Source organism: Bradyrhizobium tropiciagri, from assembly GCF_018130505.1.
In the GTDB taxonomy this organism is placed as follows: domain Bacteria; phylum Pseudomonadota; class Alphaproteobacteria; order Rhizobiales; family Xanthobacteraceae; genus Bradyrhizobium; species Bradyrhizobium tropiciagri_B.
This window is the reverse complement of record NZ_JAFCKH010000001.1, coordinates 641,261-665,014: the sequence shown is the minus strand read 5'-3', so window position 1 is coordinate 665,014 and position 23,754 is coordinate 641,261. Positions and strand designations below refer to the sequence as shown.

Annotated in this window: 22 protein-coding genes and 1 other RNA gene; 7 read left to right on the top strand and 16 right to left on the bottom strand. The window is 65.8% G+C overall.

Annotation, left to right across the window (positions count from 1 at the left end):
* Positions 1-345 precede the first annotated feature (345 nt).
* Positions 346-1,296 carry a tRNA (adenosine(37)-N6)-dimethylallyltransferase MiaA gene (gene miaA, locus JQ633_RS03005; RefSeq protein ID WP_249158705.1) on the bottom strand — a complete coding sequence of 317 codons (951 nt, stop codon included), beginning with the start codon at positions 1,294-1,296 and terminating at the stop codon, positions 346-348.
* Here miaA and serB point away from each other — a divergent pair.
* Complete coding sequence (serB, locus tag JQ633_RS03000) at positions 1,274-2,179, top strand: phosphoserine phosphatase SerB (RefSeq protein ID WP_211982172.1); 906 nt, start codon at positions 1,274-1,276, stop codon at positions 2,177-2,179. The two genes, miaA and serB, sit on opposite strands and share 23 nt — an antisense overlap.
* Before the next feature lie 129 nt (positions 2,180-2,308).
* On the opposite strand, the gene JQ633_RS02995 is transcribed toward serB, so the two are convergent.
* From JQ633_RS02995 to JQ633_RS02940, 12 genes are all read right to left on the bottom strand, one after another.
* Complete coding sequence (locus JQ633_RS02995; RefSeq protein ID WP_211982170.1) at positions 2,309-3,820, bottom strand: Do family serine endopeptidase; 1,512 nt, start codon at positions 3,818-3,820, stop codon at positions 2,309-2,311.
* Between the two features lie 165 nt (positions 3,821-3,985).
* Positions 3,986-4,186: a DUF2065 domain-containing protein gene (locus tag JQ633_RS02990; protein WP_211982162.1), complete on the bottom strand. Its 201-nt coding sequence runs from the start codon at positions 4,184-4,186 to the stop codon at positions 3,986-3,988.
* 83 nt (positions 4,187-4,269) lie between these two features.
* Positions 4,270-5,172 (bottom strand): protease modulator HflC, encoded by a 903-nt coding sequence (gene hflC / locus JQ633_RS02985; RefSeq protein ID WP_211982160.1) that lies wholly within the window; start codon positions 5,170-5,172, stop codon positions 4,270-4,272.
* Positions 5,169-6,317 (bottom strand): FtsH protease activity modulator HflK, encoded by a 1,149-nt coding sequence (gene hflK, locus JQ633_RS02980; RefSeq protein ID WP_211982158.1) that lies wholly within the window; start codon positions 6,315-6,317, stop codon positions 5,169-5,171. The genes hflC and hflK overlap by 4 nt, the downstream gene beginning before the upstream one ends.
* A 148-nt stretch (positions 6,318-6,465) precedes the next feature.
* Positions 6,466-6,978 (bottom strand): dihydrofolate reductase, encoded by a 513-nt coding sequence (locus tag JQ633_RS02975; protein ID WP_211982150.1) that lies wholly within the window; start codon positions 6,976-6,978, stop codon positions 6,466-6,468.
* A complete protein-coding gene (locus tag JQ633_RS02970) occupies positions 6,978-7,463 on the bottom strand; it encodes a GNAT family N-acetyltransferase (protein ID WP_211982148.1) in 486 nt (161 codons plus the stop codon). Before JQ633_RS02970 ends, JQ633_RS02975 begins: the two co-directional genes overlap by 1 nt.
* A gap of 7 nt (positions 7,464-7,470) precedes the next feature.
* A complete protein-coding gene (locus JQ633_RS02965; RefSeq protein WP_211982146.1) occupies positions 7,471-8,265 on the bottom strand; it encodes a thymidylate synthase in 795 nt (264 codons plus the stop codon).
* 174 nt (positions 8,266-8,439) lie between these two features.
* Positions 8,440-9,420, bottom strand: a complete 981-nt coding sequence (locus tag JQ633_RS02960; RefSeq protein WP_211982144.1) for a tripartite tricarboxylate transporter substrate binding protein BugD — start codon at positions 9,418-9,420, stop codon at positions 8,440-8,442.
* 131 nt (positions 9,421-9,551) lie between these two features.
* Complete coding sequence (locus JQ633_RS02955; RefSeq protein WP_211982142.1) at positions 9,552-11,066, bottom strand: tripartite tricarboxylate transporter permease; 1,515 nt, start codon at positions 11,064-11,066, stop codon at positions 9,552-9,554.
* A gap of 7 nt (positions 11,067-11,073) precedes the next feature.
* Entirely contained in the window at positions 11,074-11,574 is a 501-nt protein-coding gene (locus JQ633_RS02950) for a tripartite tricarboxylate transporter TctB family protein (protein WP_211982140.1), read from the bottom strand.
* A 90-nt stretch (positions 11,575-11,664) separates the two neighbouring features.
* Positions 11,665-12,198, bottom strand: a complete 534-nt coding sequence (locus JQ633_RS02945; protein ID WP_211982139.1) for a chromate transporter — start codon at positions 12,196-12,198, stop codon at positions 11,665-11,667.
* On the bottom strand, positions 12,195-12,806 hold the full coding sequence (locus JQ633_RS02940) for a chromate transporter (RefSeq protein WP_211982137.1): 612 nt from the start codon (positions 12,804-12,806) through the stop codon (positions 12,195-12,197). Before JQ633_RS02940 ends, JQ633_RS02945 begins: the two co-directional genes overlap by 4 nt.
* Before the next feature lie 88 nt (positions 12,807-12,894).
* Between JQ633_RS02940 and ssrA the strand changes: the two genes are divergently transcribed.
* The 5 genes from ssrA to JQ633_RS02915 all read left to right on the top strand — a co-directional run bounded on the left by ssrA (position 12,895) and on the right by JQ633_RS02915 (position 16,290).
* Positions 12,895-13,255, top strand: a transfer-messenger RNA (tmRNA) gene (ssrA, locus tag JQ633_RS02935).
* 154 nt (positions 13,256-13,409) lie between these two features.
* Positions 13,410-13,955 carry an SspB family protein gene (locus JQ633_RS02930; RefSeq protein ID WP_211982768.1) on the top strand — a complete coding sequence of 182 codons (546 nt, stop codon included), beginning with the start codon at positions 13,410-13,412 and terminating at the stop codon, positions 13,953-13,955.
* Positions 13,956-14,123: 168 nt separating this feature from the next.
* Positions 14,124-15,539, top strand: a complete 1,416-nt coding sequence (gene fumC, locus JQ633_RS02925) for a class II fumarate hydratase (protein WP_211982135.1) — start codon at positions 14,124-14,126, stop codon at positions 15,537-15,539.
* 290 nt (positions 15,540-15,829) lie between these two features.
* Positions 15,830-16,018: a DUF4169 family protein gene (locus JQ633_RS02920; protein ID WP_211982127.1), complete on the top strand. Its 189-nt coding sequence runs from the start codon at positions 15,830-15,832 to the stop codon at positions 16,016-16,018.
* Positions 16,015-16,290, top strand: a complete 276-nt coding sequence (locus JQ633_RS02915) for a ribbon-helix-helix domain-containing protein (RefSeq protein WP_016841077.1) — start codon at positions 16,015-16,017, stop codon at positions 16,288-16,290. The genes JQ633_RS02920 and JQ633_RS02915 overlap by 4 nt, the downstream gene beginning before the upstream one ends.
* Before the next feature lie 176 nt (positions 16,291-16,466).
* Here JQ633_RS02915 and JQ633_RS02910 read toward each other — a convergent pair whose 3' ends face one another.
* Together JQ633_RS02910 and JQ633_RS02905 are read right to left on the bottom strand one after the other, a co-directional pair.
* A complete protein-coding gene (locus JQ633_RS02910; RefSeq protein WP_211982125.1) occupies positions 16,467-20,132 on the bottom strand; it encodes an AsmA family protein in 3,666 nt (1,221 codons plus the stop codon).
* A gap of 176 nt (positions 20,133-20,308) precedes the next feature.
* Complete coding sequence (locus tag JQ633_RS02905; RefSeq protein ID WP_211982123.1) at positions 20,309-21,541, bottom strand: cytochrome P450; 1,233 nt, start codon at positions 21,539-21,541, stop codon at positions 20,309-20,311.
* Between the two features lie 178 nt (positions 21,542-21,719).
* Between JQ633_RS02905 and JQ633_RS02900 the strand changes: the two genes are divergently transcribed.
* Positions 21,720-22,334 carry a TetR/AcrR family transcriptional regulator gene (locus JQ633_RS02900; RefSeq protein ID WP_211982121.1) on the top strand — a complete coding sequence of 205 codons (615 nt, stop codon included), beginning with the start codon at positions 21,720-21,722 and terminating at the stop codon, positions 22,332-22,334.
* A 3-nt stretch (positions 22,335-22,337) separates the two neighbouring features.
* Here the strand turns inward: JQ633_RS02900 and JQ633_RS02895 are convergent, their stop codons facing one another.
* A complete protein-coding gene (locus JQ633_RS02895) occupies positions 22,338-23,630 on the bottom strand; it encodes an MFS transporter (RefSeq protein WP_211982119.1) in 1,293 nt (430 codons plus the stop codon).
* Positions 23,631-23,754: the final 124 nt, after the last annotated feature.

Sequence of the window (23,754 nt, the reverse complement as noted above, 5' to 3'; positions counted from 1 at the left end):
TGGATGGCCGCTAGCCATCCCCGGCGGTGTGCCTGGGTACGACGGCGATAAGGAGTTTGGTAATAATATTGCGCACGATGCGACCCAGTCTTCCCAAAGGTTGCGCGAACATAGCGGCCAAAGCCCGAATGTCAAGGCAAGGCAGAGACTTTCGCGATTTCCGTAGTCTAACGGGGTTCCGGGCATTCGGCGAGCGTTTTCGCGCGACGAAACACGCATGGCAGACGGGCGCAGGGGTGCCCCGGGGCCCGGACAAGGGTCCCGTAGCCCGGATGCAGCGCAGCGTAATCCGGGATCACGCTCTCCGGGAACACCGGCCCCGGATTGCGCTTCGCTGCATCCGGGCTACGGGAGCCGGGCTTTCAGCCATTCCTGCGCTGCGTCCGGCGCCACCCAGTCGAATTCCGGCAACTGGTGGCGAAACCAGGTGAACTGGCGCTTGGCATAGTGCCGTGTGTCGGCCCGGCCGATCTCGGCGGCATCCTCGCGGCTGATCTCCCCGGCAAGATGCCGGATCAGCGCCGGCACGCCATGGGCCTTCATGGCCGGCAGCAGCGGGTCGAGCTTGCGCGCCGCCAGCGCCGCGACCTCGTCGAGCGCGCCGGCTTCGAGCATCGCGCCGAACCGCGCATCGATCCGCGCGTACAACTGATCCCGCTCCGGCGCGAGGAAGACCGCGGAAAATTCTCCCGGCGGCAGCAGCGGCGGCAGGCCCTCGCGATGCCAGTCCGGCAGCGTCCGCCCGGTCGCCTCGACCACTTCGAGCGCGCGGGCGATACGGGTGCGATCACGCGGCTTCAGGCGATCGGCGGAGACCGGATCGCGCCGCGCCAGTTCGGCATGCAGCGCCTCGACGCCGTCAAGCTCCAGCCGCGCGCGCACGGCCTCGCGTACGTCGAGGGGGATCGGCGGCACCGCCGAGAGCCCGCGCGTCAGCGCCTTGAAGTAGAGGCCGGAGCCGCCGATGAAGATCGGCAGCCGACCTTGCGTGCGCGCCTCAGCAAGCACCGTGGCAGCATCGCTGACCCAGGCGCCGGCGGAGAAATTCACGGCGGCATCGACATGGCCATAGAGCCGGTGCGGAACCAGCGCCTCCTCGGCAGAGGTCGGCCGCGCCGTGATGATCCGCAGATCACGATAGACCTGCATGGAGTCGGTGTTGATCACGACCCCGCCGGTCCGTTGCGCGAGTTCAGCCGCCAGCGCCGACTTGCCGCTGGCGGTCGGCCCTGCGATAAGCACGGCCTTGTCAACCAATCCCGAACCCGCCTGCATGTCCCTCGTCGCCACACTCATCTGCAATCCCGCGAGCCCCGCGCTCGACTCCACCATCGTCGATGGCGCACGGGCCGTGCTGCCCTCGCCCCATCAGGCGCAGTGGCTGTTCAACGAAGTCGCGGTCGACATTCCCTTCGAGAGCGACGTAACCAGCCGCGACGACATCAAGGCGATCGAGACCCGCCTGCGCGAGGCGCGCGCCGACCTGCCGATCGACATTGTCGTGCAGCCTCGGATCGCCCGGCGCAAGAAGCTTTTTCTGGCCGACATGGATTCCACCATGATCGGCCAGGAGTGCATCGACGAGCTCGCCGATTTCGCCGGGCTGAAGGCTCATGTTGCCGCCATCACCGAGCGCGCCATGCGCGGCGAGATCGCGTTCGAGCCGGCGCTGCGCGAGCGCGTGGCGCTGCTCAAGGGGCTGCCGGTCAGCGTGGTCGACGAGGTGCTCGAAAAGCGCATCACGCCGACGCCGGGTGGCCGCGCGCTTGTGATGACCATGCGCGCACACGGCGCCTATACCTGCCTGATCTCGGGCGGCTTCACGCTGTTCACCAATGTGGTGGCGCAAAAGATCGGCTTCCAGGAGAACCGCGCCAACCAGCTGCAGGTCGAAGACGGCAAGCTCACCGGCGAGGTGGTCGAGCCGATCCTCGGCCGCGCCACCAAGCTCGCCACCCTGGTCGAGCTGACGGAATCCTTCGACCTCGACGACATCGACACGATGGTGGTCGGCGACGGCGCCAACGATCTCGGCATGATCGAGGCCGCCGGGCTCGGGGTCGCCTACCACGCCAAGCCGGCGGTCGCGGCGGCCGCGGCCGGCCGGATCGACCACGGCGATCTCACCGCGCTGCTGTACATGCAGGGCTATCGGCGGGATGAGTTCGTGGAGGGGTAGGCCTCTTGCGAGACCGTCATGGCCGGGCTTGACCCGGGCATCCATCCAATTCGAAGAATCCTTGTGAGATGATGGATTGCCGGGTCAAGCCCGGCAATGACAAGTGCTTCTCTAGTGCGCGCTCAGCGCTTACTGCACGCCCAGCGCCACGAACCGCAGCTCGCCCTCGCCGTTGGAGACCAGCAGCAGCACCGACTTCTTGCCGTCCTTCTTGAGCTGGTCGACGCGCTTCTTGATGTCGGCGGCGCTGGACACTGCCTCCTGCGCCACCTCGACGATGACGTCGCCGGCCGACAGGCGCTTCTCGGCGGCATCGGAGTTGCCGTCGACGCCGGTGACGATCACGCCCTTCACGCTGTCCTTGATCTTGTACTTGGTGCGCAGGTCCTTGCTCAGCGATGCAAGGTCGAGGCCGAGCGCCTTCTGCGTCACCGGCTTCTCGGCGGTGTCGTCCTTCGGCTTGGCATTGGCGAGCTGAACCTTGTCGTTGTCCTCGAGGCGGCCGAGCGTGACCTTGCGGGTCTCCTCATTGCCTTTGCGGATCACGACGACGTCGACCTCCTTGCCGACCGCGGTGTCGGCGACGATGCGCGACAGATCCTTCGGATCCTTGACGTCCTTGCCGTCGAATTTCACCACGACGTCGCCCGGCTCGATGCCAGCCGGCTTTGCCGGGCCCTTATCGTCGACGCCGGCGACCAGCGCACCGCGCGCCGGCTTGATGTTGAGGCTGTCGGCGATCTCGTCGGTGACCTGCTGGATGCGCACCCCGAGCCAGCCGCGGCGGAGCTCGCCGAATTTCTGCAGCTGATCGACCACACCCGCCACCGTCTTCGACGGCACCGCGAAGCCGAGGCCGATCGAACCGCCGGTCGGCGAGATGATCAGCGTGTTGACGCCGACCACTTCGCCGTCGAGGTTGAACAGCGGACCGCCGGAATTGCCGCGATTGATCGAGGCGTCGGTCTGGATGTAGCTGTCATATGGGCCCTGGCTGATGTCGCGGTTCTTGGCCGAGACGATGCCCGCCGTGACGCTGCCGCCGAGGCTGAACGGGTTGCCGATCGCGATCACCCATTCCCCGAGACGCAGCTTGTCGCTATCGCCGAACTTCACAGCGGTGAGCGGCTTCGGCGGCTTGAACTTGAGCACCGCAAGGTCGGTCTTCTTGTCGACGCCGACCAGCTCAGCCTTCACCTTGGTGCCGTCGTTCATGATGACGTTGATCTCGTCGGCATCGGCGATCACGTGGTTGTTGGTGACCACGATGCCCGCGGTGTCGATGATGAAGCCGGAGCCGAGCGAGTTGGTCTTGCGCGGCTGGAACTCGCCGCTCTTGTCGCCACCCTTTTCACCGCCCTTGCCGCCTGGTCCGCGGCGGTTCTTGAAGAAGTCGTCGAAAAACTCCTCGAACGGCGAGCCCGGCGGCAGTTGCGGCATGGTGGCGCCGCCCTTGGCTTCGATGGTCTGCGAGGTCGAGATGTTGACGACCGCATCAATCACCTTCTCGGCCGTATCGGCGATCCCCTCGGGACCGCGCGCGGAGGCCGGCACGGAACTCAGCATGCTCGCAGCACCGATCGAGATCGCCGCTCCCATCAGGCGGAGGCGGCGGCTCAGGGCTGGTCTGGCAGCGGTCATGTCGGAATCTCTCCAGGCAAACGGGTCAAATTCGTTGGTCACAGAGTGCGCCCGAACGGGCGTGCGGCGCAAGCATCTCAACCGGGCATTTCGGCGAAAAACCGGCCGCAAAAGGCTCACGATTATGTTCATTCCGGCCGCACTGCGCGCCGGAACAAGCAATGATCAGCGTCGCACGAACCAGATCAGGATCAGCCCGGCGACGGCCGAACCGATGCCGACGATGCGCAGGATGTTGTCGGGTGTCTCCAGCGCGCTCTTCATCGCCCGCCGCATCCATGCCGGGCTTGCCGCGAACAGGATGCCTTCAAGCACGAACAGGATTCCCAGTCCGATGAGGAAGTCGCCGAACGCTATTGACCTCATCGAACGGCAACCTCCCACTGCATGGTTCTTGGTTATGACTTGTCAGGAGCGGCGGCGCTGTCCGCCGCCGCTCCCTCGCAACGTTACTGCTTCGGCGCGGCGGCTGCCGCCGCCGGCTTGCCGCTGGCACTGCCGAAGTATTTGAAGAACTCCGAATCCGGCCGCAGCAGGAAACGCGTGTCGTTGGAGCGCAGGCCGTTCTCATAGGCCGACATCGAGCGATAGAACGCAAAGAAGTCCTGATCCTTGCTGTAGGCTTCGGCGAACAGGCGGTTGCGCTCGGCATCGCCGGCGCCGCGGGTCTGCTCGGCCGTCGACCTGGCGTCGGCAATGATCACGGTGGATTCGCGATCGGCCTTGGAACGGATCTCCTGTGCCTTCTGGCGGCCCTGAGCGCGGAATTCGGCGGCCTCGCGCTGACGCTCGGTCTTCATCCGCTCATAGACCGCCTGGCTGTTCTGCTCGGGCAGATCGGCGCGGCGGATCCTGACGTCGACCACCTGGATGCCGTAGCCGTCGGCTTCCTTGTCGAGCTGCTCGCGGATCCGCGACATCAGCCGCTCACGCTCGTCACGCACCACCGCGATGAAGTTGACCTCGCCGAGCACGCGGCGCAGCGCCGCGTTCAACAGCGTGGTCAGCTGCAAATTGGCGGCCTGGATCGAGCCGACGCTGGTGTAGAAGCGCAACGCGTCCTTGATCCGATAGCGGGCGAAGGCGTCGACGACGAGCCGCTTCTGGTCCGACGCGATCACTTCCTGCGACGGGTTTTCCAGGTCGAGGATGCGCTTGTCGATCGAGATGACGCTGTCGGTGAACGGCACCTTGAAGTTCAGGCCCGGCTCGGTGACGACGTCGACCGGCTTGCCGAACCGGACCACGAGGGCCTGTTCGGTCTGCTGCACGGTGAACATCGAGCTGTAGGCGATGATGGCCACGACGAAGAGAACGATGAGGGCGACAATGCCCGCGGCAGGCGACCTCATCGCGTGGCTCCTCCCTGCTGCTGCTGACCGGCGGTGGCCGGCGCTGCAGGCGGACGCCGCGGCGTCAGCTCACCCAGCGGAAGATAGGGCACGATGTTCTGGCCCTGGCCGCCGTCATAGACCAGCTTCTCGGAGCCGCCGAGCACGCGTTCCATGGTTTCCAGATAAATCCGCTCGCGCGTCACGTCGGGTGCCTTCTTGTACTCTTCATAGACCTTGAGGAAGCGTGCGCTCTGGCCCTTGGCCTCGGCGACCGCCTGCTCCTTGTAGCCTTCGGCGTCCTGCAGGATCTGCGCGGCACGGCCGCGCGCTTCAGGCACCACGCTGTTGGCGTAGGTCTGCGCCTCGTTCTGCAGCCGCTCGAAGTCGGCGCGCGCAGCCTGCACGTCGCGGAAGGCGTCGATCACCTGCGCCGGCGGATCGACCTTCTGCATCTGCACCTGCGTGATCTGGATGCCGGCACCGTAGGTGTCGAGCGTCTTCTGCATCAGTTCCTGGACGCTCTGCTCGGTGGTGGTGCGCGCGCCGGTCAGGATCGGCTGGATCTGGGAGCGGCCGATCACCTCGCGCATCGCGCTCTCGGCCACCGCCTTCACGGTGCCTTCGGGATTCTGGATGTTGAACAGGAACGCGCCGGCGCCGCCCGGCTTGATGCGCCACAACACGGTGAAGTCGACGTCGACGATGTTCTCGTCGCCGGTCAGCATCAGGCTCTCCTCCGGCACGTCGCGCATGGTGCGGCCGCGCCGGGCCGGATCGTCGATCAAGGTCATCCCGATCGAGATCGTGTTCACGCGCAGCGCCTTCGGCAGCAGCACGGTCTCGATCGGATACGGCAGGTGATAGCGGAGACCCGGCTGGGCATCGCGCACATACTTGCCGAAGCGCAGCACCACGCCGAGCTCTTCCGACTGCACGCGGAAGATGCCGGTGGCGAACCAGATCGCCAGCGCGGCGACCACCACCAGCGCGATGCCCATGCCGCTGAAATGACCGCCGGGCAGCCATTGCTGCAGGCGGTCCTGGCCGCGGCGCAGCAGGTCCTCAAGGTCCGGCGGCCTCGGCCCGACCGATTGCGGACCCGAGCCCCATGGTCCCTTCGGACCTGAGCCCCAGGGGCCACCGCCTTGATTTTTCCACGGCATTCAATCTCTCCTCGGCAAGCCCGCGACCGGAACGGTCGAAAGCTCGGATGTCCGGCCCGGTTATAGGGGACCGTCCCGGCCCTTACAACGCAAGCTTCATGGCGTGACGAGCTATGCGCCGGGGCATAATTGTCAATGCAAACATTGGTTAACCGCGGCGGCGCCGACGATATGTCACATAGGAGAAGTCGGTGCTGTCGTTCTCGCCCGCCGGATTCCGCACGCGAGCGACCTCTTCCCAGTCGGCGGCGTCGATTGCATCAAACCGTGTATCGCCTTCCGGCCGGGCATGGACCTCGGTGATTTCAAGGCGGTCGGCGAGGCCCATCCACCGCGCGTAGATTTCCGCGCCGCCGATCACGGCAATCTCAGTGGCGAAACGCCGCAGCGCATCGCCGAGCGCGATCGCACGAGCATGCTCGAACGACGTCGTGACGACAGCGCCGCCTGCCCGGTAGGCCGGATCGCGCGTCAACACGATGTTGGTGCGGCCTACCAGCGGCCGGCGCAGCGATTCAAAGGTCTTGCGCCCCATCACCACCGGCTTGTTCATGGTGATCGCCTTGAGGCGCTGCATGTCGGATTTCAGCCGCCAAGGAATGGCGTTGTCGCGCCCGATCACGCCGTTCTCGGCAACTGCGACGACGAGCACGATCTCCATCAGCGCGCTCCTTCCGCCAGCGCCGCGAGCGCCTCGCCGGAGACGCGGCAAAGCGTCCATTCATCCATCAGCTCGGCGCCAAGCGACTTGTAGAAGGCGATCGACGGCGCATTCCAGTCGAGCACCGCCCATTGCAGGCGCGCAAAACCCTGCGCGCGGCATTCCTTCGCAAGGTGCACCAGCAACGCCTTGCCGATGCCGTTGCCGCGCAGCGCCGGACGCACGAACAGGTCTTCAAGGTAGATGCCGTGGCGGCCGGCGAAGGTGGAGAAGTTGACGAACCATACCGCGAAGCCCGCGGGCTCGCCGTTCCATTCCGCGATGTCGCAATAGAGCCGCGGGTTGGCGCCGAACAAGGCTTCGGCAATGTCGGCCTCGCTGGCGTGAACCTCGTGCAGCAGCTTCTCGTAGGCGGCGAGTTCGCGGACCAGCGAGAGCACCAGTCCCGCCTCGTCGGGACGCGCGCGGCGGATGGCGAGAGACATCAATCCCTCACACCGCGACTTCAGCCTTGATGTGTGGATGCGGGTCGTAGCCTTCGAGTTTGAAGTCCTCGTAGCGGAACGCGAAGATGTCCTTCACGTCGGGATTGATCGTCATGGTCGGCAGCGGCCGGGTCGGCCGCGTCAGTTGCAGGCGTGCCTGCTCGAGATGGTTCGAGTAGAGATGCGCATCGCCGAGCGAATGCACGAAGTCGCCGGGCTTCAGGCCGGTGACCTGCGCGACCATCATCGTCAGCAGGGCATAGGAGGCGATGTTGAAGGGCACGCCGAGGAAGACGTCGCCGGAGCGCTGATAGAGCTGGCACGACAGTTTGCCGTTCGCGACATAGAACTGGAACAGGCAATGGCACGGCGGCAGCGCCATCTTGTCGACCTCGGCCGGATTCCAGGCGCTGACGATCAGCCGCCGCGAATCCGGATTGCGCTTGATCATCTCGATCACACCAGCGATCTGGTCGATGCTGCGGCCGTCGGGCGCCGGCCACGAGCGCCATTGCGACCCGTAAACCGGGCCGAGATCGCCATTGGCATCGGCCCATTCGTCCCAGATCGTGACGCCGTTTTCGTTGAGATATTTGATGTTGGTATCGCCGGCGAGAAACCAGAGCAGCTCATGCACGATCGCCTTCAGCGGCAGCCGCTTGGTGGTCAGCATCGGGAAGCCGGCCGACAGATTGAAGCGCATCTGATGGCCGAAGATCGACAGCGTGCCGGTGCCGGTGCGGTCGTGCTTCTCGGCACCGTCGGCGAGGATGCGTTCGAGCAGGTCGTGATACTGGTTCATGCGTGCGCTTCAGGTCTTCAAGGGAGCGGCGAATGTAGCGGCCGGGGCCGTGGATCGACACGCCGATTCGGCCGGATACACCGATTATACCCTGAAAAATGACCACGCTTCCGGCAAACGACAAGAGGCGGAACTCGCGTTCCGCCCCTGTCCTATCCGCTTGATTGCGCTGGCTTAAGTTGCCGGCTTGAGCACCGGCGTCCACTTCGCGATCTCGTTCTTGACGAGGGTCGCGAGGGCCTCCGGCGTGCGATCGGCGGCCGCCGGGATCACGCTGCCGAGTTCGAGCAGGCGCTTGCGGACATTCGGGTCGTCGAGCGCCTTGACCGCCGCCGCGTTCAGTGTGGCGATGATCGCCGGCGAGGTTCCCTTCGGCGCGAAGATCGCATTCCAGGCCTGGGCCTGGAACGCCGGCAGGCCGGCTTCCGTGGTGGTCGGCACGTCGGGCAGCGACGGATTGCGCTCGGGCGTCGCGATCGCATAGGCCTTGATGGTGCCGGCGTTGATCTGCGGCACCGCGTTGACGATCTGGTCACACATGTAGTCGACCTGGCCGGCGACCAGCGCGTTCATCGCCGGGCCGGTGCCGTTGAAGGGCACGCCGACCGGCTTGACCTGGAGGATCGCGTTGAGCAGTTCGCAGGAAGCGTGCGACACCGAGCCGATGCCGGCATGTGCGGCGTTCACCTTCTCGGCGTTGGCCTTCACATAGGCGATGAATTCCTTGAGGTCCTTCGGCGGAAAGTCCTTGCGGGCGAGGATCAGGATCGGCGTGCCGGCGAGCAGCGCGACGGGCTCGAAATCCTTTTCCGGATGATAGGCGAGCTTCGGATAGAGCGGCACCGAAGCGGCGTGCGTGCCCATATGCCCGGTAATCAACGTATAGCCGTCATTGGCAGCGCGCGCGGCCCGCGTGGAGCCGGTGGTGCCGCCGGCGCCGACGACGTTCTCGATGATGATGCTCTGGCCCAGCGTCTGCGCCATGTGCGCGGTGACGATGCGCGAGATCACATCGGTCGGTCCGCCGGCCGCGAACGGCACGATCATGGTGATGTTGCGCGTCGGATAATTCTGCGCCGATGCCGGCGCCGCAACCGCGCACAATGAGGCGAGCGCAGCAAGGCATGCGCCCGCGAGCGAGCGAATGGAAGTCATCTCAGATCCCCTCCGGAAGTCCAGCCAACAAAAATGCCGGCCAAATGGCCGGCATCGTTTGTTTCACGGGGCTGTCTCTTTAGTCTACTCGACTTCCGCCTGCGGCGCGCCGACGCAGGGCCGGCGCGCGCTCAGTTCTCCGATTCCGTGAACACCTCGTCGCGCTTGGCGCGCAGTGCCGGCAGCACCGCGAGCACCAAGAGGCCGGCCGCAATCGCCAGCAGCACCGCCGACAGCGGCCGCGAAACGAACACGCTCCAGTCGCCGCGCGAGATCAAGAGCGCACGGCGCAGGTTCTCCTCCATCAACGGTCCCAGCACCATGCCGAGCAGCAGCGGCGCGGGTTCGAAGTCGTGCTTGATCAGCCAGTAACCGACCAGGCCGAACACGCCGGCAAGGACGACGTCGACCGGCGCGTTGTTCACCGAGTAGATGCCGATCGCGCAGAAGATCACGATCGAGGGGAACATCAACCGGTACGGCACACGCAGCAGGCGGACCCAGATGCCGACCAGCGGCAGGTTGATGATGATCAGCATCAGATTGCCGATCCACATCGAGGCGATCATGCCCCAGACGAGGTCGGGCTGCTTCTGCATCACCTGCGGGCCCGGCACGATGCCATGGATGGTCATCGCGCCGACCATCAGCGCCATCACCGCGTTCGGCGGGATGCCGAGCGTGAGCAGCGGGATGAACGAGGTCTGTGCCGCGGCGTTGTTGGCGCTTTCCGGCGCCGCCACGCCCTCGATCGCACCGCGACCGAACCGCGAGGGGTTCTTCGCGATCTTCTTCTCGAGCGTGTAGGCCGCGAACGAGGCGATCACGGCGCCGCCGCCCGGCAGGATGCCGAGGATCGATCCGAGCACGGTGCCGCGCAGGATCGCAGGGGTGGAGTCGACCAGGTCCTTCCTGGTCGGCATCAGCCCGGTGATCTTCTGCTGCACCAGATCGCGATTGAGCTCCGCACCGTGGTCGAGGTTGCGAATGATCTCCGCAAAGCCGAACACGCCCATCGCCACCGTGGCAAAGCCGAGGCCGTCGGCGAGCTCGGGGATGTTGAAGGCCATGCGCGAGGCGCCGGTCTCGATGTCGGAGCCCACCATCGACAGCAGCAGGCCGAACACGATCATCGCGATCGCCTTCAGCACCGAGCCCTTGGCGAGCACCACCGCGAAGATCAGGCCGAGCACCATCAGCGAGAAATATTCGGCCGGGCCGAACGCCAGCGCGAGCTTGGTCAGCGGCGCGCCGAGCACCGCGATCAGCACCGTGGCGACGCAGCCGGCGAAGAACGAGCCGATCGCGGCGATCGCCAGCGCCGGACCGGCACGGCCCTGCTTGGCCATCTGGTGGCCGTCGAGCGCGGTGACCACCGATGTCGCCTCGCCGGGAATATTGACCAGGATCGAGGTGGTCGAGCCGCCATACTGCGCGCCGTAATAGATGCCGGCGAGCATGATCAGCGCGCCGACCGGCGGCAGGCCGAAGGTGATCGGCAGCAGCATCGCGACGGTGGCGATGGTGCCGATGCCCGGCAGCACGCCGACCAGCGTGCCCACCAGCGCGCCGATCAGGCACATCAAGAGGTTGATCGGCGAGAATGCGACCGCGAAACCGTGGGCGAGATTGGCAAAGATCTCCATCACGCCCTCACTGGATCAGGAAACGCGGGAACATCGGCATCGGAAGTCCCAGGATGTAAGGAAACAGGATGGCGCAGCCCGCCGTCAGGCAGGCGCCGACGACGACGGCTTCGAGCCATTTCGTCTCATTCGAGCCCATTGCCGCGATCAGGAAGCTTGCGAAAGCCGAGACGACGAGGCCGAGCGGCCGGATCGCCAATGCGAAGAACACGATCGACGCCGAGACGAACAACGGGCCACGCCAGGAATAATGCGACAGGTGCGGACCATCTTGCAGGACCCCGACCAAAGCGACGCCGGCGCCGAGCAGCAGCAGCAGCACGGCGAACATCCGCGGCGCGGTTCCGGCGCCGAACGAAAATCCGTGCATGCCCTGCAGGTCGCTGGACGCCCACAAGGCGAACAGGGCAACCGCCATCATGGCCAGCCCGCCGATGAAATCCTGCGGTCCGCGTATCCATTTTGGCAGTATCGACCTGACCGGCGCCTCGCTCGGCGTATCACTCATGGTTTCACTCCCCCTGGCGGCGTTTTTCCCGCCCGTTCTGATTGGACTGACTTGTGGTGCTGGACCCCGACGCCTTGCTAGCGATTTTCGTCAGACAACGCCAGCAAAACCCAAAATGCCGCCGGCAAGCAACATCCAGAACGGATTGAGGCGCGTCGCAAAGGCCAGCACGGCTGCACCGATGGTGATGAGCGCCGCGATCCAACTTTGGTCTGATGTCTGCGCCAGGATCAGTCCGCTGGCGGCCATCAGGCCGATCGACAGCGGCACCAGCGCGGCCTGAACGATCGCCGGCCAGCGCGCATGGCGCGAACGCTCGAGGAAACGGCTCACATAATAGGCAAGCAGCGCGGTCGGGCCGCACATCGCAACCGTCGCCGCCAATGCGCCCCCGATCCCGGCGACCGAGTAGCCGATCAGCGTCACGATCAGCACGTTCGGTCCGGGCGACAGCTGCGAGATCGCGAACACGTCGGCGAACTGCTTGTCGGTCATCCAGTGATGCACCTCGACCGCGGCGCGGTGCATCTCGGGAATCGCCGAATTGGCACCGCCGACCGCAAACAGCGACATCAGGCCGAAGGTTACGACAAGTTCCCCGATCGAGTCGGAATTCGTGCTCATGCCTTTGCCCTGCGGCGCGCCAGGATCGTGATCGCGAGGCTGACCGGGATGGCGACCAGCAGCACGATCTGGAGCGGCCATCGCACCAGTCCGATCGCGGCGAACACCGCGACCAGGATGACGAGGCCGGTGACGTCACGCCGCTTGATCAGCGGCATCATCATCTTGAAGACGACCGCGATCAAAAGCCCGACGGCGGCGCAGGCAACGCCGGCGAGCGTGCGGCGCAGCGCGGGAATATCGCCGTAATGCGCGTAGAGCGCGGCCAGCACGGTAGCGATCAGCATCGGCGGGCCGACCAGGCCGGCGAAGGCGGCAAACCCGCCGGCGATGCCGCGGAAGCGCGCGCCGAACACGACCGACAGGTTGACGATGTTCGGACCTGGCAGGAAATGGCACAGCGCGAAGGTCTCGTTGAACTCCTCGGCGGTCATCCAGCGGTGCTTTTCGACTATGCCGCGCCGGGCCCAGACCAGGACCCCGCCGAAGCCGGCCAGCGACATCTTGGCAAAGGCAAGGAACAGCTCGAGCAGGCCGGGCTGGTTGGGCGGAGATGAAGCGGGGGCGTTCGGCGCCGGAGCGGCAACCGGCGAGGATTCCGGAGGCATGGCGCGAAATCTAGACGGCGGCACCGCGCAGGCCAACCCAAATAGATGTGTTTTCCCACCTGAAAGAGCCCTGAAGTGCTCTGAATCGGCTCTGTTTTTCTTCGGGCCAGCCGCCTATATTGGGGATGCCGGTTCGCCGGCTATGGAAATAAATGACCGTCGCAATAAACCATTCGGACCCGGGGGCGGTACCCGGCGCCTCCACCAAAGTCCATCGCCATTGCAGGGTGGCTTTTGGCGGGGGCGAAATAGGATCGACGAGGGCGTAAAGGGCGCGTTTTTTCTCGGTATGGTTCCGCCGACATCGGGCCATTGCAATAGTTGCCAACGACAACTTTGCTCCGGTTGCTCAGGCTGCGTAACGCAGTTTGAAAGACCATCTTAAAGTCCTAGCGGGTTAAGCTCCGCTAGGCGGGGTTCGGAGGCACCTGGCAACAGAAGCCTCCACTTCATTTTCAGACCGGGCACTTCCTCCGCCACAGCTCGCCGTCCCTGCTGATTTCCGGCTTCCGGCAGGGTAGCATGGCCCCCAAAAGGGCGAGTCGGACGGATCCGGCGGCGCCCGACGCGTTCGACCGTTATTTTGCAAGCGACAGGATCACCATGGCGACTGATCACATCCGATATGACGTGCTGGCGCGGGATGCGCTGCGCGGGGTGCTGCGCCGGGTGCTGGCGGATGCCGCCGAACACGGCCTGCCGGGTGAGCATCACTTCTACATCACCTTCCTGTCGAACGGTGAAGGCGTGAAGCTGTCGCCGCGGCTGCTTGCGCAATACCCCGAGGAGATGACGATCATCCTGCAACACCAGTTCTGGGATCTGGTGGTGACGGAAGAACGGTTCGAGGTCGGCCTGTCGTTCGGCGGTATTCCCGAGCGGCTCATCGTGCCCTTCGCCGCGGTGACGCGCTTCCTCGATCCGTCGGCGCCGTTCGACCTGCAGTTCGATGCGTCCGATGCGGTGGCCGAAGCGGCTCCGGCCAAAACCCCGGCGGCAGCGCCGGCCAGCGCCCTGCCCGCGGCGCCGGCCCGGGCTACGGCCGAGACCAAGCCAACCGAGACCGCAGCGGCCGAAGCCGACGAAGAGCCCGCCAAGCCCAGCGAAGGTGCCGAAGTGGTGCGGCTGGATCGCTTCCGCAAGAAATAATCCAAGAAATAATCCAGGCACGCACGGCTCCCCCACCCTGTAGGATGTTGGACATGCGGGATGACGCACAGTCGTCCCGCACCATGTTCTGCATGAGCGTGACTTCGGCGCCCGCGATTCACCCGCGCAACGCCGGATCACGCGTCTCGACAAGCAACGGAAGTATTCATGGCCCGAGCACCGAAATCATCCAAGGCGACCACCCGCAGCGAAACCGACAGCTTCGGCCCGATCGACGTCCCGGCCGATCGCTACTGGGGCGCACAGACCGAACGCTCGCGGCAGAACTTCAAGATCGGCCACGACCGGATGCCGATCGCGATCATCCACGCGCTCGGCATCGTCAAGCTCGCGGCCGCCGAGACCAACCGTGAGCTCGGCCAGCTCGATGCGCGCCGCGCCGGCGCGATCGTGCGCGCGGCCAAGGAAGTGATCGAAGGCAAGCTCGACGAGCACTTCCCGCTGGTGGTCTGGCAGACCGGCTCGGGCACCCAGACCAACATGAACGTCAACGAGGTGATCGCCAACCGCGCCAACCAGATGCTCGGCGGCGAGCTCGGCGCCAAGAAGCCGATCCATCCCAACGACCACGTCAACATGAGCCAGTCGTCGAACGACTCGTTCCCGACCGCGATGCACATCGCCGCGGCGAGCCGGATCGTCACCGACCTGATCCCGGCGCTCACCGAGCTGCATCGCGAGCTGCGCAAGAAGGAGAAGGCGTTCGCGAAGATCGTCAAGATCGGACGTACGCACACCCAGGACGCGACGCCGATGACGCTCGGCCAGGAGTTCTCCGGCTATGCCGCGCAGATCGAGAGCGGCATCGCGCGGCTCCGCGTCGCGGTGAAGGATCTGTATCCGCTGGCGCAGGGCGGCACCGCGGTCGGCACCGGCCTCAACTCGAAGCCGAGATTCGCGAAGACATTTGCGAGGCACGTTGCCAAGATCACGAAGCTGCCGTTCATCACCGCGCCGAACAAGTTCGAGGCGCTGGCTTCGAACGACGCCTATGTGCTCGTGCACGGCGCGATCAACTCGGTGGCGACCGGGCTGTTCAAGATCGCCAACGACATCCGCCTCCTCGGATCCGGTCCGCGCTCGGGTCTCGGCGAACTGATCCTGCCCGAAAACGAGCCGGGCTCCTCGATCATGCCAGGCAAGGTCAATCCGACGCAGTGCGAGGCGGTGACCATGGTTTGCTGCCAGGTATTCGGCAATCAGACCGCGATCACGGTCGCCGGCAGCCAGGGCCATTTCGAGCTCAACGTGTACAAGCCGGTTTTGGCATATTGTATGATAAATTCCATTCAGCTGATGTCCGACGTTGTCCGCTCATTTACCGAGCATTGCGTTGTCGGCATACGCGCAGATGAAAAGCGCATCGGCGAGCTGATGCAGCGCTCGCTGATGCTGGTGACGGCGCTCGCACCGAAGATCGGCTACGACAACGCGGCCAAGGTCGCGAAGGCCGCGCATGCGAATGGAACGACGCTGAAAGAAGAAGCCCTACGGCTAGGCTTTGTATCTGCGGACGAATTCGATCGGCTCGTGCAGCCGGACAAAATGACACATCCCGGATGAGCGAGCCGGCTGCGAGCGAAGAAAGTCCGGACAATTACGGTCAACGCGCGTGATATAATTATCGATCATAACGCCTAAAGGCTAAGGCCGGTCAGCTATCAGCTCTGCACTGCCGCATGGTAGAGCAGGCAGACGTCTCGTTTTCGCAGAGCGAAACCAACTTTTTGATGCTACCACCGAAGCATCAAACGGGGATTCCGGATGAACACCGAGCCAGGCGCGCTGCGCGGCCACTCTTGCTTTCGTCACGCCGCATCACCAAGTCGGGTTGGGGGGCGATGAGGACGAGCATGGGCGATATAGTCAACTTGAAACGATTCAAGAAGCGCACTGAGCGCGAACAAGCAGCCAAGCAAGCTGATAACAACCGTGCGCTATTTGGTCGCACAAAATCCGAACGTGCACGCGACGAGTTTGTCGCCGAGCGGAGTGCGCGTTTGATCGAGGGGCACCGCATCGACGGCGGTGACGCATCATGAAATCTCCCGTCGTCAAACGTTCGATCGTGGTCGCCGGCCACAAGACCAGCGTCAGCCTCGAAGAGGCGTTCTGGAACGGCATGAAGGAAATCTCCGGCCTGCGAAACATGACGCTGTCGGAGCTGGTGGGCGAGATCGACAACAATCGCCAGCAGGGCAATCTTTCCTCCGCGATCCGTCTCTTCGTGCTGGATTATTTCCGTTCACGCGCCACGCCGGCGGTCCCGGCAGATGTCAGGCCGCAGCAGGTCGATACGCGTCAGCAAGCCTGAGCCGCCTTTCGATCTTCGCAATCGATCGCCCGCATCCATCGCGCGGGCGATCGTTTCGTCGCACGCGTGTCTGAGTAGAGACTTCCTTCTCAAAACATGATCCGGAAAGACGGACGGCGGCCCCGCCGCGTTTCGCGACGCGAACCTGCATCCGCTTCGCGCGCGATCGCAATGAATCAATTCTGAATTGCCGGCCGCGGCGGCGGGTTGGCGACCTGCGGGGTCAGCGACAAAGGCGGCCGCGGCTTGGGCCTGGGCGCTGCGCCGGGCGCCGGCTTGACCTCGATCGGCGGCGGCAATGGCGCAACCTGCGGCTGGCTCGCGATCGGTGCCGGCGGCGCGACCGGTGCCGTAATGACCGGCGGCGCGATCGGCGGACGCGGCGCGACCACCTTCGGCTTCGCCGGCGCCGGCGCTTCGGGCGCAGGCTCGCCGGGTTGCGGAATTGCCGCAGGCGTCGCCTCCGGCGGCCGCTCGCCGCGCTCGATCGCATCGAGCCGCTTGGTCTCGCGGTCGATCGCACGCACCGCAAGCCACGACGAAAGCCCCGCGATGTCGATGCTACGGCTCAAACCATCCGGCGTGCCAACCGCAAGTAACTGGATCTCGGGGCGGCTGTTGGCCGTGCCGATCGAAGTCGATGACAGAGCCGCGCGGATATCGGCCTGGTCGGCCGGAATGTCGTAGCCGCCGGATACGACGACATTGGCGCCATTGGCCGCCAGCGTGGTGGCACCGACGCGCAGGCGGCCGTCGCGGATGTTGAACGGGATCTGCGCGGTCGGGATCGACAGCACGCCGCCGGCCAGCACCGGCTCGATAATCTGTCGCAGCCGCGTGTCGTCGGTGGCCTGTCCCGAATCGCTGGCGCGGATCGCAACGCCGAACGCGCGCGGATCGAGGCCCGACAGGCTGATCCCCTCCAGCGTCACAGTGCCGCTGCCGGACAGCGCGCCGGTCAGCGCCGAGGCGCTGCGGCCTTGCGCCAGCAGCGTCATCTGCGCCGAGGCGCGCCCCTTGGGTAGCGCGAGGCTGCGATAACGCAGCGCCGAGCCGTCGACGCCCGCAAGCTGCACATTCGCGTTGATCGAAAGTCCGTTGGCGCCCTGGCGCGCATCGATGGTGGCGGTCGCATCGCCGCCTCCGATCTTGCCCTTGATGCCATCGAAGGTGAGCGACTGCCCGTCAGACCTGATCGCACCGCTGATCGGCTGCAACTCGGCGCCGCCAGGCAACCGGCCGTGCAGCGCCTCGAACGTCACCTTGCCGCGCCAGCCCGACGTGAGGCCTGCGCCGAGCGGCACCGTGGGATCGGGACCCGCCGCGCCGATCGCCGCCGCAAGCACCGGCGCCAGCGTGATCTGGTCGAGGCCGATCTCGCCCTCCACGCTCTTCTGATCGGCAAGCGTCAGCGCCAGCCGCCCGCGCAGCCGCGAGCCGGCGACGATGCTGTCGAGATCGTCGAAGGTCAGCCTGTCACCTGCGAGCGTGACGCGCGACGACAGGCGGATGTTGGTGGCCGGGTCGGGTGATTTCAAGTTCACGAGCGGACTGACGTCGGCGCTGCGGACGCGGAGACTGACGCTCGATTTGGCGTCCTTTGCCCAGGGCTCCGCGGTGCCTTCGGCATCGGCATCGATGCCGGCGCCCCACAGCCTGGCCTTCACCCGCAACGGCGCACGCCATGCACCGTTCAGGTTGCCTTCGAACTGGATCGGTCCGGCACCCGATGCAATGACGCGATCGAGCCCGAGCAGCGCCAGCAGGGCCGTCCCGTCGCCGGACGACAATTTCGCTTCGGCGACGACGTCGCCGCGGCTGAGCGCATCGAAATCGAGCCCGCGGATCGCCGCGACCGGCGGCGTCGCCGACAGCATCGTGCGTCCCTTGAGCTGCGGCGCATCGAGATCGAGCGTCGCCTGCGCAGTGGCGCGATCCGCGGCCTTGCCCTTGCCGAGATCGAGCGCAAGCTTGGCACGAACCGGACCAGCATCGGCCTTGAGGACGCCGAGCCGCGCCGCAAGCGACGGCGCGAGCGGCTGCACGATTGCGACGATCCGGCCGAGCGATGCGGCCGTCGCATCGATCGCCAGCCTGCCGGTGGCATTGACGCGGTCGAAATTGCCGCTGCCGTCGAGCGTGACGTTGTCGGGCTGACCGATCCGCACGCGCTCGAGCACGATGTCCTTCGCCCCGTAGGCGAGCTTCGCCTGCAGCGGCCGCAGCTCCTGGCCCGCGGAGACGGCGCGGCCGATATCGAGCGACAGCTTGACCTCGTCGGGATACTCGGCCTGCGGGCCGGCCAGCGAGCGGATCAGCGCCGTGGTTGCATCAAGGTCGAGCCGCTCCGCCTTCAGCTGCGCGTCGAGCTTCGATCCCTTGCCCACCTCTCCGTACGCCACGGCAACGCGGCCTTCGACCGTTCCGCTCTCGATCTCCGCCCGCATGCCGTCGATGGCAAAACCGGCCGGCGAGACCGTGACGTCGCCGCGGAGCCGCAACGGCTTCTGACTGCGATAGGCGGCATCGCCGCGGCCCTGCAGCCAGCTCATCAGTGCGTCGGGATCAGTCGATTCGATGTTGAGCGCGGTCTTGAAGCTGTTCGCGGCGCCGCCCTGCGCGCTCGCGCCGCTCATCGAGACCCGCGTCGAACCCGGCGCGCGAAACTCCAGGCGGCGCACCGTCCAGGATTTCGCATCGGACTGCAGCTCCGCCGAGATGTCCTGCAACGGACGGCCGCCGAGCATGATCCGCTCCGAGGCCAGCTCGATCTGCGCCGGCAGCGGGCTTGCCGGCACCCCTGACAACATCGCGCGCAACGCCGGCAGCACGCGCGCCGGCTCGGCATTGGCGTCGGTGCCGCCCTTGGCGGTATCCTTGCCAGTATCCTTGCCGCTATCCTTGGCAGCGAATTTGTCGGCATCGAGCTGCCGCGCCGACAGCGAAGCCCGCAGCAGCGGGGTCGCGCCGAAACGGACATCGCCGCTGCCGGTAAGTTTCAGCGCACGGTCCTCGGCGCCATAGCTGACCTCAACCTGGTCGAGGCGCGCCGCCGCATTGTCCCCCTTCACCTTGGCCGCGATCCGCCACGGCGGATCGTCGCCGCCGCGCTGGCCAGGCGCGCCGGCGAGCGTCACCGCTCCCTCGAAGCGCGGCGCACGGGCCTCGAAGCTCAGCACGCCATCGAGATCGGCCGACAGCGGCCGCTGGCCGGGATCGATATTGAGATGCACGCGGGTGCCGTTGCCGTCCGGTCCCTGCCCCGACGACACCCGGAACGGATAGCGGTTGCCGCCCATCATGAAATTGCCGTCGCCGCGGATCGCTCCGGCGAGCGAGCGGACATCGCCACTGAAGGCGATATCGTTCAGCTCGAGCGTGCTGCGGCTCGCCGCATCGTGCAGCGCGATGCGGCCGGTCAGGTTGAGACGGTCGATCGCCAGCGAGGCAAGGCTGAAGGCCCCGCTCGACACCGGCCAGTCGACCCGCCCCTTCGGATCGAGCCCGAGATCGAGCGAGACGCCGTTGATGGTGAGTTCGGTCGCGCGCCATTCGCCGCGCATCAGCGAGCCCAAGCTGAACTCGACGTCGAGATTGGCGGCGCGGACCTTGCCGAGGTCGTTGGCGCCGCCGATCGTGACGGTCTTCAGCCGCAGCCAGGGCGCCGGAAGCAGGCGCGCGTCGAGGTTTCCGGCGACCCGGACTGGCGCACCAATGATTCGCGTCGCCTCTGCCTCGAACTGCGGCCTGAACTGGTTCCAGTCGACGAAAAACGGACCGACCAGCGCGGCGACCAGTGCAAGGATGAGGGCGATTGCCAGGCCGAGCAGTGTCGTCTGCACGGTGTCTCCTTTGAGCCCGCTCCGCGGCGACCTCATACGCCGAACGCCGGAACAGCTCATATAATAGAGACAAGTATGGCGAAGTCACAGCGCTTTACCGCCGTAACTTCAGGCGAGACGCAGGTTTCCCTCAGGCTCGTTAACGTGCCGGGTGGCGCCGGACCGACGCCTGGAAATCACCAGCTCGCGGGCAGCCGCTTCAGGCCGCGCAGCACGAAGGTCGGCCGCCACTCCGGATTGGCAGCGTCATCGAGCCGCAGGTCCGGAATCCGGCGCAGCAGGGTCGAGATCGCGATTTCCGCCTCGATCCGCGCCAGCTGGGCGCCGAGGCAGAAATGGATGCCGCCGCCGAACGACAGCGGCCTCACATTCGGCCGCTCGATATCGAGCTTTTCGGGATGATCGGGATAGACCGCCGGGTCGTGATTGGCGGAGCCGAGCAGGCACAGCACCGTTTCGCCCTTCGGAATCCGCTTGCCGCCGAGATCCTCGATATCCTCGAGCGCGACGCGGCCGGTGAGCTGCACCGAGGAGTCGTAACGCAGGAATTCCTCGATCGCGTTGGTGATCAGGCCGGGATTGGCCTTGAGCAGCGCGAGCTGGTCCGGATTGCGATGCAGCGCCAGCAGGCCGTTGCCGATCAGGTTCACGGTGGTCTCGTGGCCGGCGCCGAACAGCAGGATGATGTTGGCCGTCAGCTCCTCGTTGGTGAGCTTCTGGCCATCTTCCTCGGCCTGCACCAGCTGGGTGGTGAGGTCGTCGCCGGGCTGCTTGCGCCGCAGCTCGAACAGCTGGTGGAAGTACATCGCGGCCATCGCGTTGCCCGCGTTGCCCTGCTTGATCTCCTCGGCCGTCAGCGGCACCGGATCGAGCAGGCGCCCGCCATCGCGCGAGCCGTTGTAGAAGGCCTCGCGATGCTCCTCTGGAATCCCGAGCATGTCGCAGATGATGGTGACCGGCAGGCGGAAGGCGAAATCCTCGATCAGGTCCATCCTGCCCTGCGGGATGATGCGATCGAGCGTCTCGTCGACGATCTGCTGGATGCGCGGGCGCATGTCCTCGACCCGGCGCGCGGTGAAGGCCTTGACCACCAGGCCGCGCAGGCGGGTGTGATCCGGCGGATCCTGCTGCAGCATCCAGTGGCTCATGCTGCGGAAGACCGGCTCCTCCATGATCTTCGGGCCGTAGCGGCGGATGGTGCGGTCGATGTAGTCCTTGCCGAAGCGCTTGTCGCGCAGCACGAGGCTGACCTCGGCGTGCCGGCTCGCAACGAAGGCACCGTGCGCATTGAGGTGCATCGGGTCCATGGTGCGGAGCCGCTGGTAATGCGGATAGGGATTGCGAATGAATTCGGGCGCCAGCGGATTGAAAAGCGGCTCGCTGCTCGTCGACTGAACGTGCTCGTTCATGGTGACCTCGTTCGCTCGCTGCGCCGGTGCCTGCACCCTGGCGCGCCTTGGTGTCATCCTCGGGGCCGGACTCGACGGTCCGGTCATTTCAGCATCGGTCGGCGCGGTCGGCAAACTCCGTCGGCGCGCAACTCGATACACTCTTGTATCGAGTTGCATTTTGCCCTAAAATGCGCCGATGTCAAGGGTTCGAACCAGGCCGACACGGGACGATACCTGCGAGAAGCTGTTCGAGGCGGCGGCGCAGGTGTTCGAGGAACAGGGAACCGGTGGCGCCAGCATCGAGGCGATCGCGGCCGCGGCCGGCTTCACGCGCGGCGCCTTCTATTCGAACTTCAAGAGCAAGGAAGAGCTGATCATCGCGATGCTCGAGGATCACGTCGAGCAATCGGTCAAGCGATGTCTCGATCTGCTCGCGAAGCACAAGAACCTCGCCGATTTCCTCGAGGCGCTCCGCACCATGGATCGCAGCCAGCAGGATCCGCTCGGCCGCTCGCCGCTGCTGCACATGGAGATGATCCTGTTCGTCGCGCGCGCCGAGAAGCGCCGGCCCGAACTCGCCAAGCGCCTGCGCGCGCGGCGCAAGCTGATCTCCGACATCGTCACCGCCACGGCGAAGAACGGCGGACGCGACGCCGCGCTCAATCCGGAATGGACCGGCGCCATCGTGCTGGCGCTGGAAGACGGTTTCCGCCTGCACCGCCTGATCGATCCGGAGACCACGCCGGCCGACAGCTTCCTGCGCGCGATCACCGACCTGCAGCGCGCGATCGCCGGTTCGTCCTCTCAGTAGTTCTCAAGCCGTCCGCTCGATCTTGTGCATCTGTCCGGCGACGGCGCGGACCTTGCCGGGCGAGGCCTGCCAGATCGCGAATGCCGACAGCAGGCTGGCGGCGATCCCGAGCGTGAAGGCGCTCGTGTAGCTGCCCGACATGTCGTAGAGCTGGCCGGTCACCCACGGTCCCGCGGCGCCGCCGGCGAGCGCGGCGAGCATCACGGTGCCGAAAATGCTGCCGTAGTGCTTGCCCTGGAAGATCTCCAGCACGACGGGCCCCATCACGGAGGTGAGGCCGTAGCCGAGCGCGCCCTGCGTGAGCACCATCAGCCAGACCAGAGGCATCACCGGCCAGTATTTCAGCGCGACCAGCGCGGCGAAGCAGATGACGAAGCCGAAGCAGGAGATCGCCCACACCCATTCGCGGCCGATCCGATCGGAGAGATGGCCGAGCCAGATCTGGCCGGGGATGCCGATCATGCTGACGATGCCGAGCGCCCAGACGCTGACATTGGAACTGAAGCCGATATCGAGCAGGAATTTGGTCTGGTGCACCTGCACCGCGTACCAGATGTACAGGCCACAGAAATAGCCGACCGCGATCCACCAGAACCGCGCGGTGCGCAGCGCGCGCGGCAGTGTCCAGTCGGTGGCGACCCAGACCGGATCGACGATGTTTGATGCAGGCTTTGCCGATGTCGCCGATGGAGCGGCATCGCCGTCCGGCCGCAGGCCGATGTCCTCCGGCCGCTTGTGCAGCAGCAGATTGATCGGCGCGAGCACGACGAGCACGATGATGCCCATCGCGGTGCAGGAGGTGCGCCAGCTGGTCTGCTCGATCATGTGCTGCACCCATGGCAGCAAGGTCACCGAGCCGAGGCCGACGCCGGCGAAGGCGAGCCCGATCGCAAGGCCGCGGCGGCGGATGAACCAGTTCGGCACGAACAGCGACTGGCCCGAATAGCCGAGGCAGACGCTGCCGGAGCCGACCAGCACGCCGATCGTGAGGTAAAGGTGCCAGGGCTGCGTGGTCAGCGGCGCCAGCAGCAGCCCCGAGGCCATCAGCACGACGCCGAGCTCCATCACCGCGCGCGGCCCGCCGCGGTCCATCAACTTTCCGATCAAGGGGCTCGCGATCGCCGAGGCCACGAAGCCGAACGAGAACGCACCGGCGGTGACGCCGCGCTCCCAGCCGAACTCGGTGATGATGGGCGGATAGAACAGCGAGAATGCCGTCCGCGCGTTGACGCCGATCGCCATCGTGACGAACGTCACCGCGACGATGATCCAGCCGTAGAAGAAGGGAAGTCGCATCGGACGCAGCATTCTCTCCGCAACGGAACAGGCTGTGACGGCGCCGTGGCGGACTTCGGGCGGCCGGCAGCAAGCGCTGCCGCCAGCCGGATGTCACGACGACTTGGAGACAGGCGACCTGGAG

What these genes read in the sequence shown, in the direction of transcription:
- fumC (WP_211982135.1), top strand. Translation starts at nt 14,124, where the DNA reads ATGGCCCGAGCACCGAAATCATCCAAGGCGACCACCCGCAGCGAAACC.
- JQ633_RS02970 (WP_211982148.1), bottom strand. Translation starts at nt 7,463, where the DNA reads ATGTCTCTCGCCATCCGCCGCGCGCGTCCCGACGAGGCGGGACTGGTG.
- JQ633_RS02895 (WP_211982119.1), bottom strand. Translation starts at nt 23,630, where the DNA reads ATGCGACTTCCCTTCTTCTACGGCTGGATCATCGTCGCGGTGACGTTC.
- JQ633_RS02905 (WP_211982123.1), bottom strand. Translation starts at nt 21,541, where the DNA reads ATGAACGAGCACGTTCAGTCGACGAGCAGCGAGCCGCTTTTCAATCCG.
- JQ633_RS02955 (WP_211982142.1), bottom strand. Translation starts at nt 11,066, where the DNA reads ATGGAGATCTTTGCCAATCTCGCCCACGGTTTCGCGGTCGCATTCTCG.
- JQ633_RS02995 (WP_211982170.1), bottom strand. Translation starts at nt 3,820, where the DNA reads ATGACCGCTGCCAGACCAGCCCTGAGCCGCCGCCTCCGCCTGATGGGA.
- JQ633_RS02960 (WP_211982144.1), bottom strand. Translation starts at nt 9,420, where the DNA reads ATGACTTCCATTCGCTCGCTCGCGGGCGCATGCCTTGCTGCGCTCGCC.
- miaA (WP_249158705.1), bottom strand. Translation starts at nt 1,296, where the DNA reads ATGAGTGTGGCGACGAGGGACATGCAGGCGGGTTCGGGATTGGTTGAC.
- JQ633_RS02900 (WP_211982121.1), top strand. Translation starts at nt 21,720, where the DNA reads ATGTCAAGGGTTCGAACCAGGCCGACACGGGACGATACCTGCGAGAAG.
- hflC (WP_211982160.1), bottom strand. Translation starts at nt 5,172, where the DNA reads ATGAGGTCGCCTGCCGCGGGCATTGTCGCCCTCATCGTTCTCTTCGTC.
- JQ633_RS02920 (WP_211982127.1), top strand. Translation starts at nt 15,830, where the DNA reads ATGGGCGATATAGTCAACTTGAAACGATTCAAGAAGCGCACTGAGCGC.
- JQ633_RS02990 (WP_211982162.1), bottom strand. Translation starts at nt 4,186, where the DNA reads ATGAGGTCAATAGCGTTCGGCGACTTCCTCATCGGACTGGGAATCCTG.
- JQ633_RS02915 (WP_016841077.1), top strand. Translation starts at nt 16,015, where the DNA reads ATGAAATCTCCCGTCGTCAAACGTTCGATCGTGGTCGCCGGCCACAAG.
- JQ633_RS02945 (WP_211982139.1), bottom strand. Translation starts at nt 12,198, where the DNA reads ATGAGCACGAATTCCGACTCGATCGGGGAACTTGTCGTAACCTTCGGC.
- JQ633_RS02965 (WP_211982146.1), bottom strand. Translation starts at nt 8,265, where the DNA reads ATGAACCAGTATCACGACCTGCTCGAACGCATCCTCGCCGACGGTGCC.
- hflK (WP_211982158.1), bottom strand. Translation starts at nt 6,317, where the DNA reads ATGCCGTGGAAAAATCAAGGCGGTGGCCCCTGGGGCTCAGGTCCGAAG.
- JQ633_RS02940 (WP_211982137.1), bottom strand. Translation starts at nt 12,806, where the DNA reads ATGCCTCCGGAATCCTCGCCGGTTGCCGCTCCGGCGCCGAACGCCCCC.
- JQ633_RS02950 (WP_211982140.1), bottom strand. Translation starts at nt 11,574, where the DNA reads ATGAGTGATACGCCGAGCGAGGCGCCGGTCAGGTCGATACTGCCAAAA.
- serB (WP_211982172.1), top strand. Translation starts at nt 1,274, where the DNA reads ATGTCCCTCGTCGCCACACTCATCTGCAATCCCGCGAGCCCCGCGCTC.
- JQ633_RS02975 (WP_211982150.1), bottom strand. Translation starts at nt 6,978, where the DNA reads ATGGAGATCGTGCTCGTCGTCGCAGTTGCCGAGAACGGCGTGATCGGG.
- JQ633_RS02930 (WP_211982768.1), top strand. Translation starts at nt 13,410, where the DNA reads ATGGCGACTGATCACATCCGATATGACGTGCTGGCGCGGGATGCGCTG.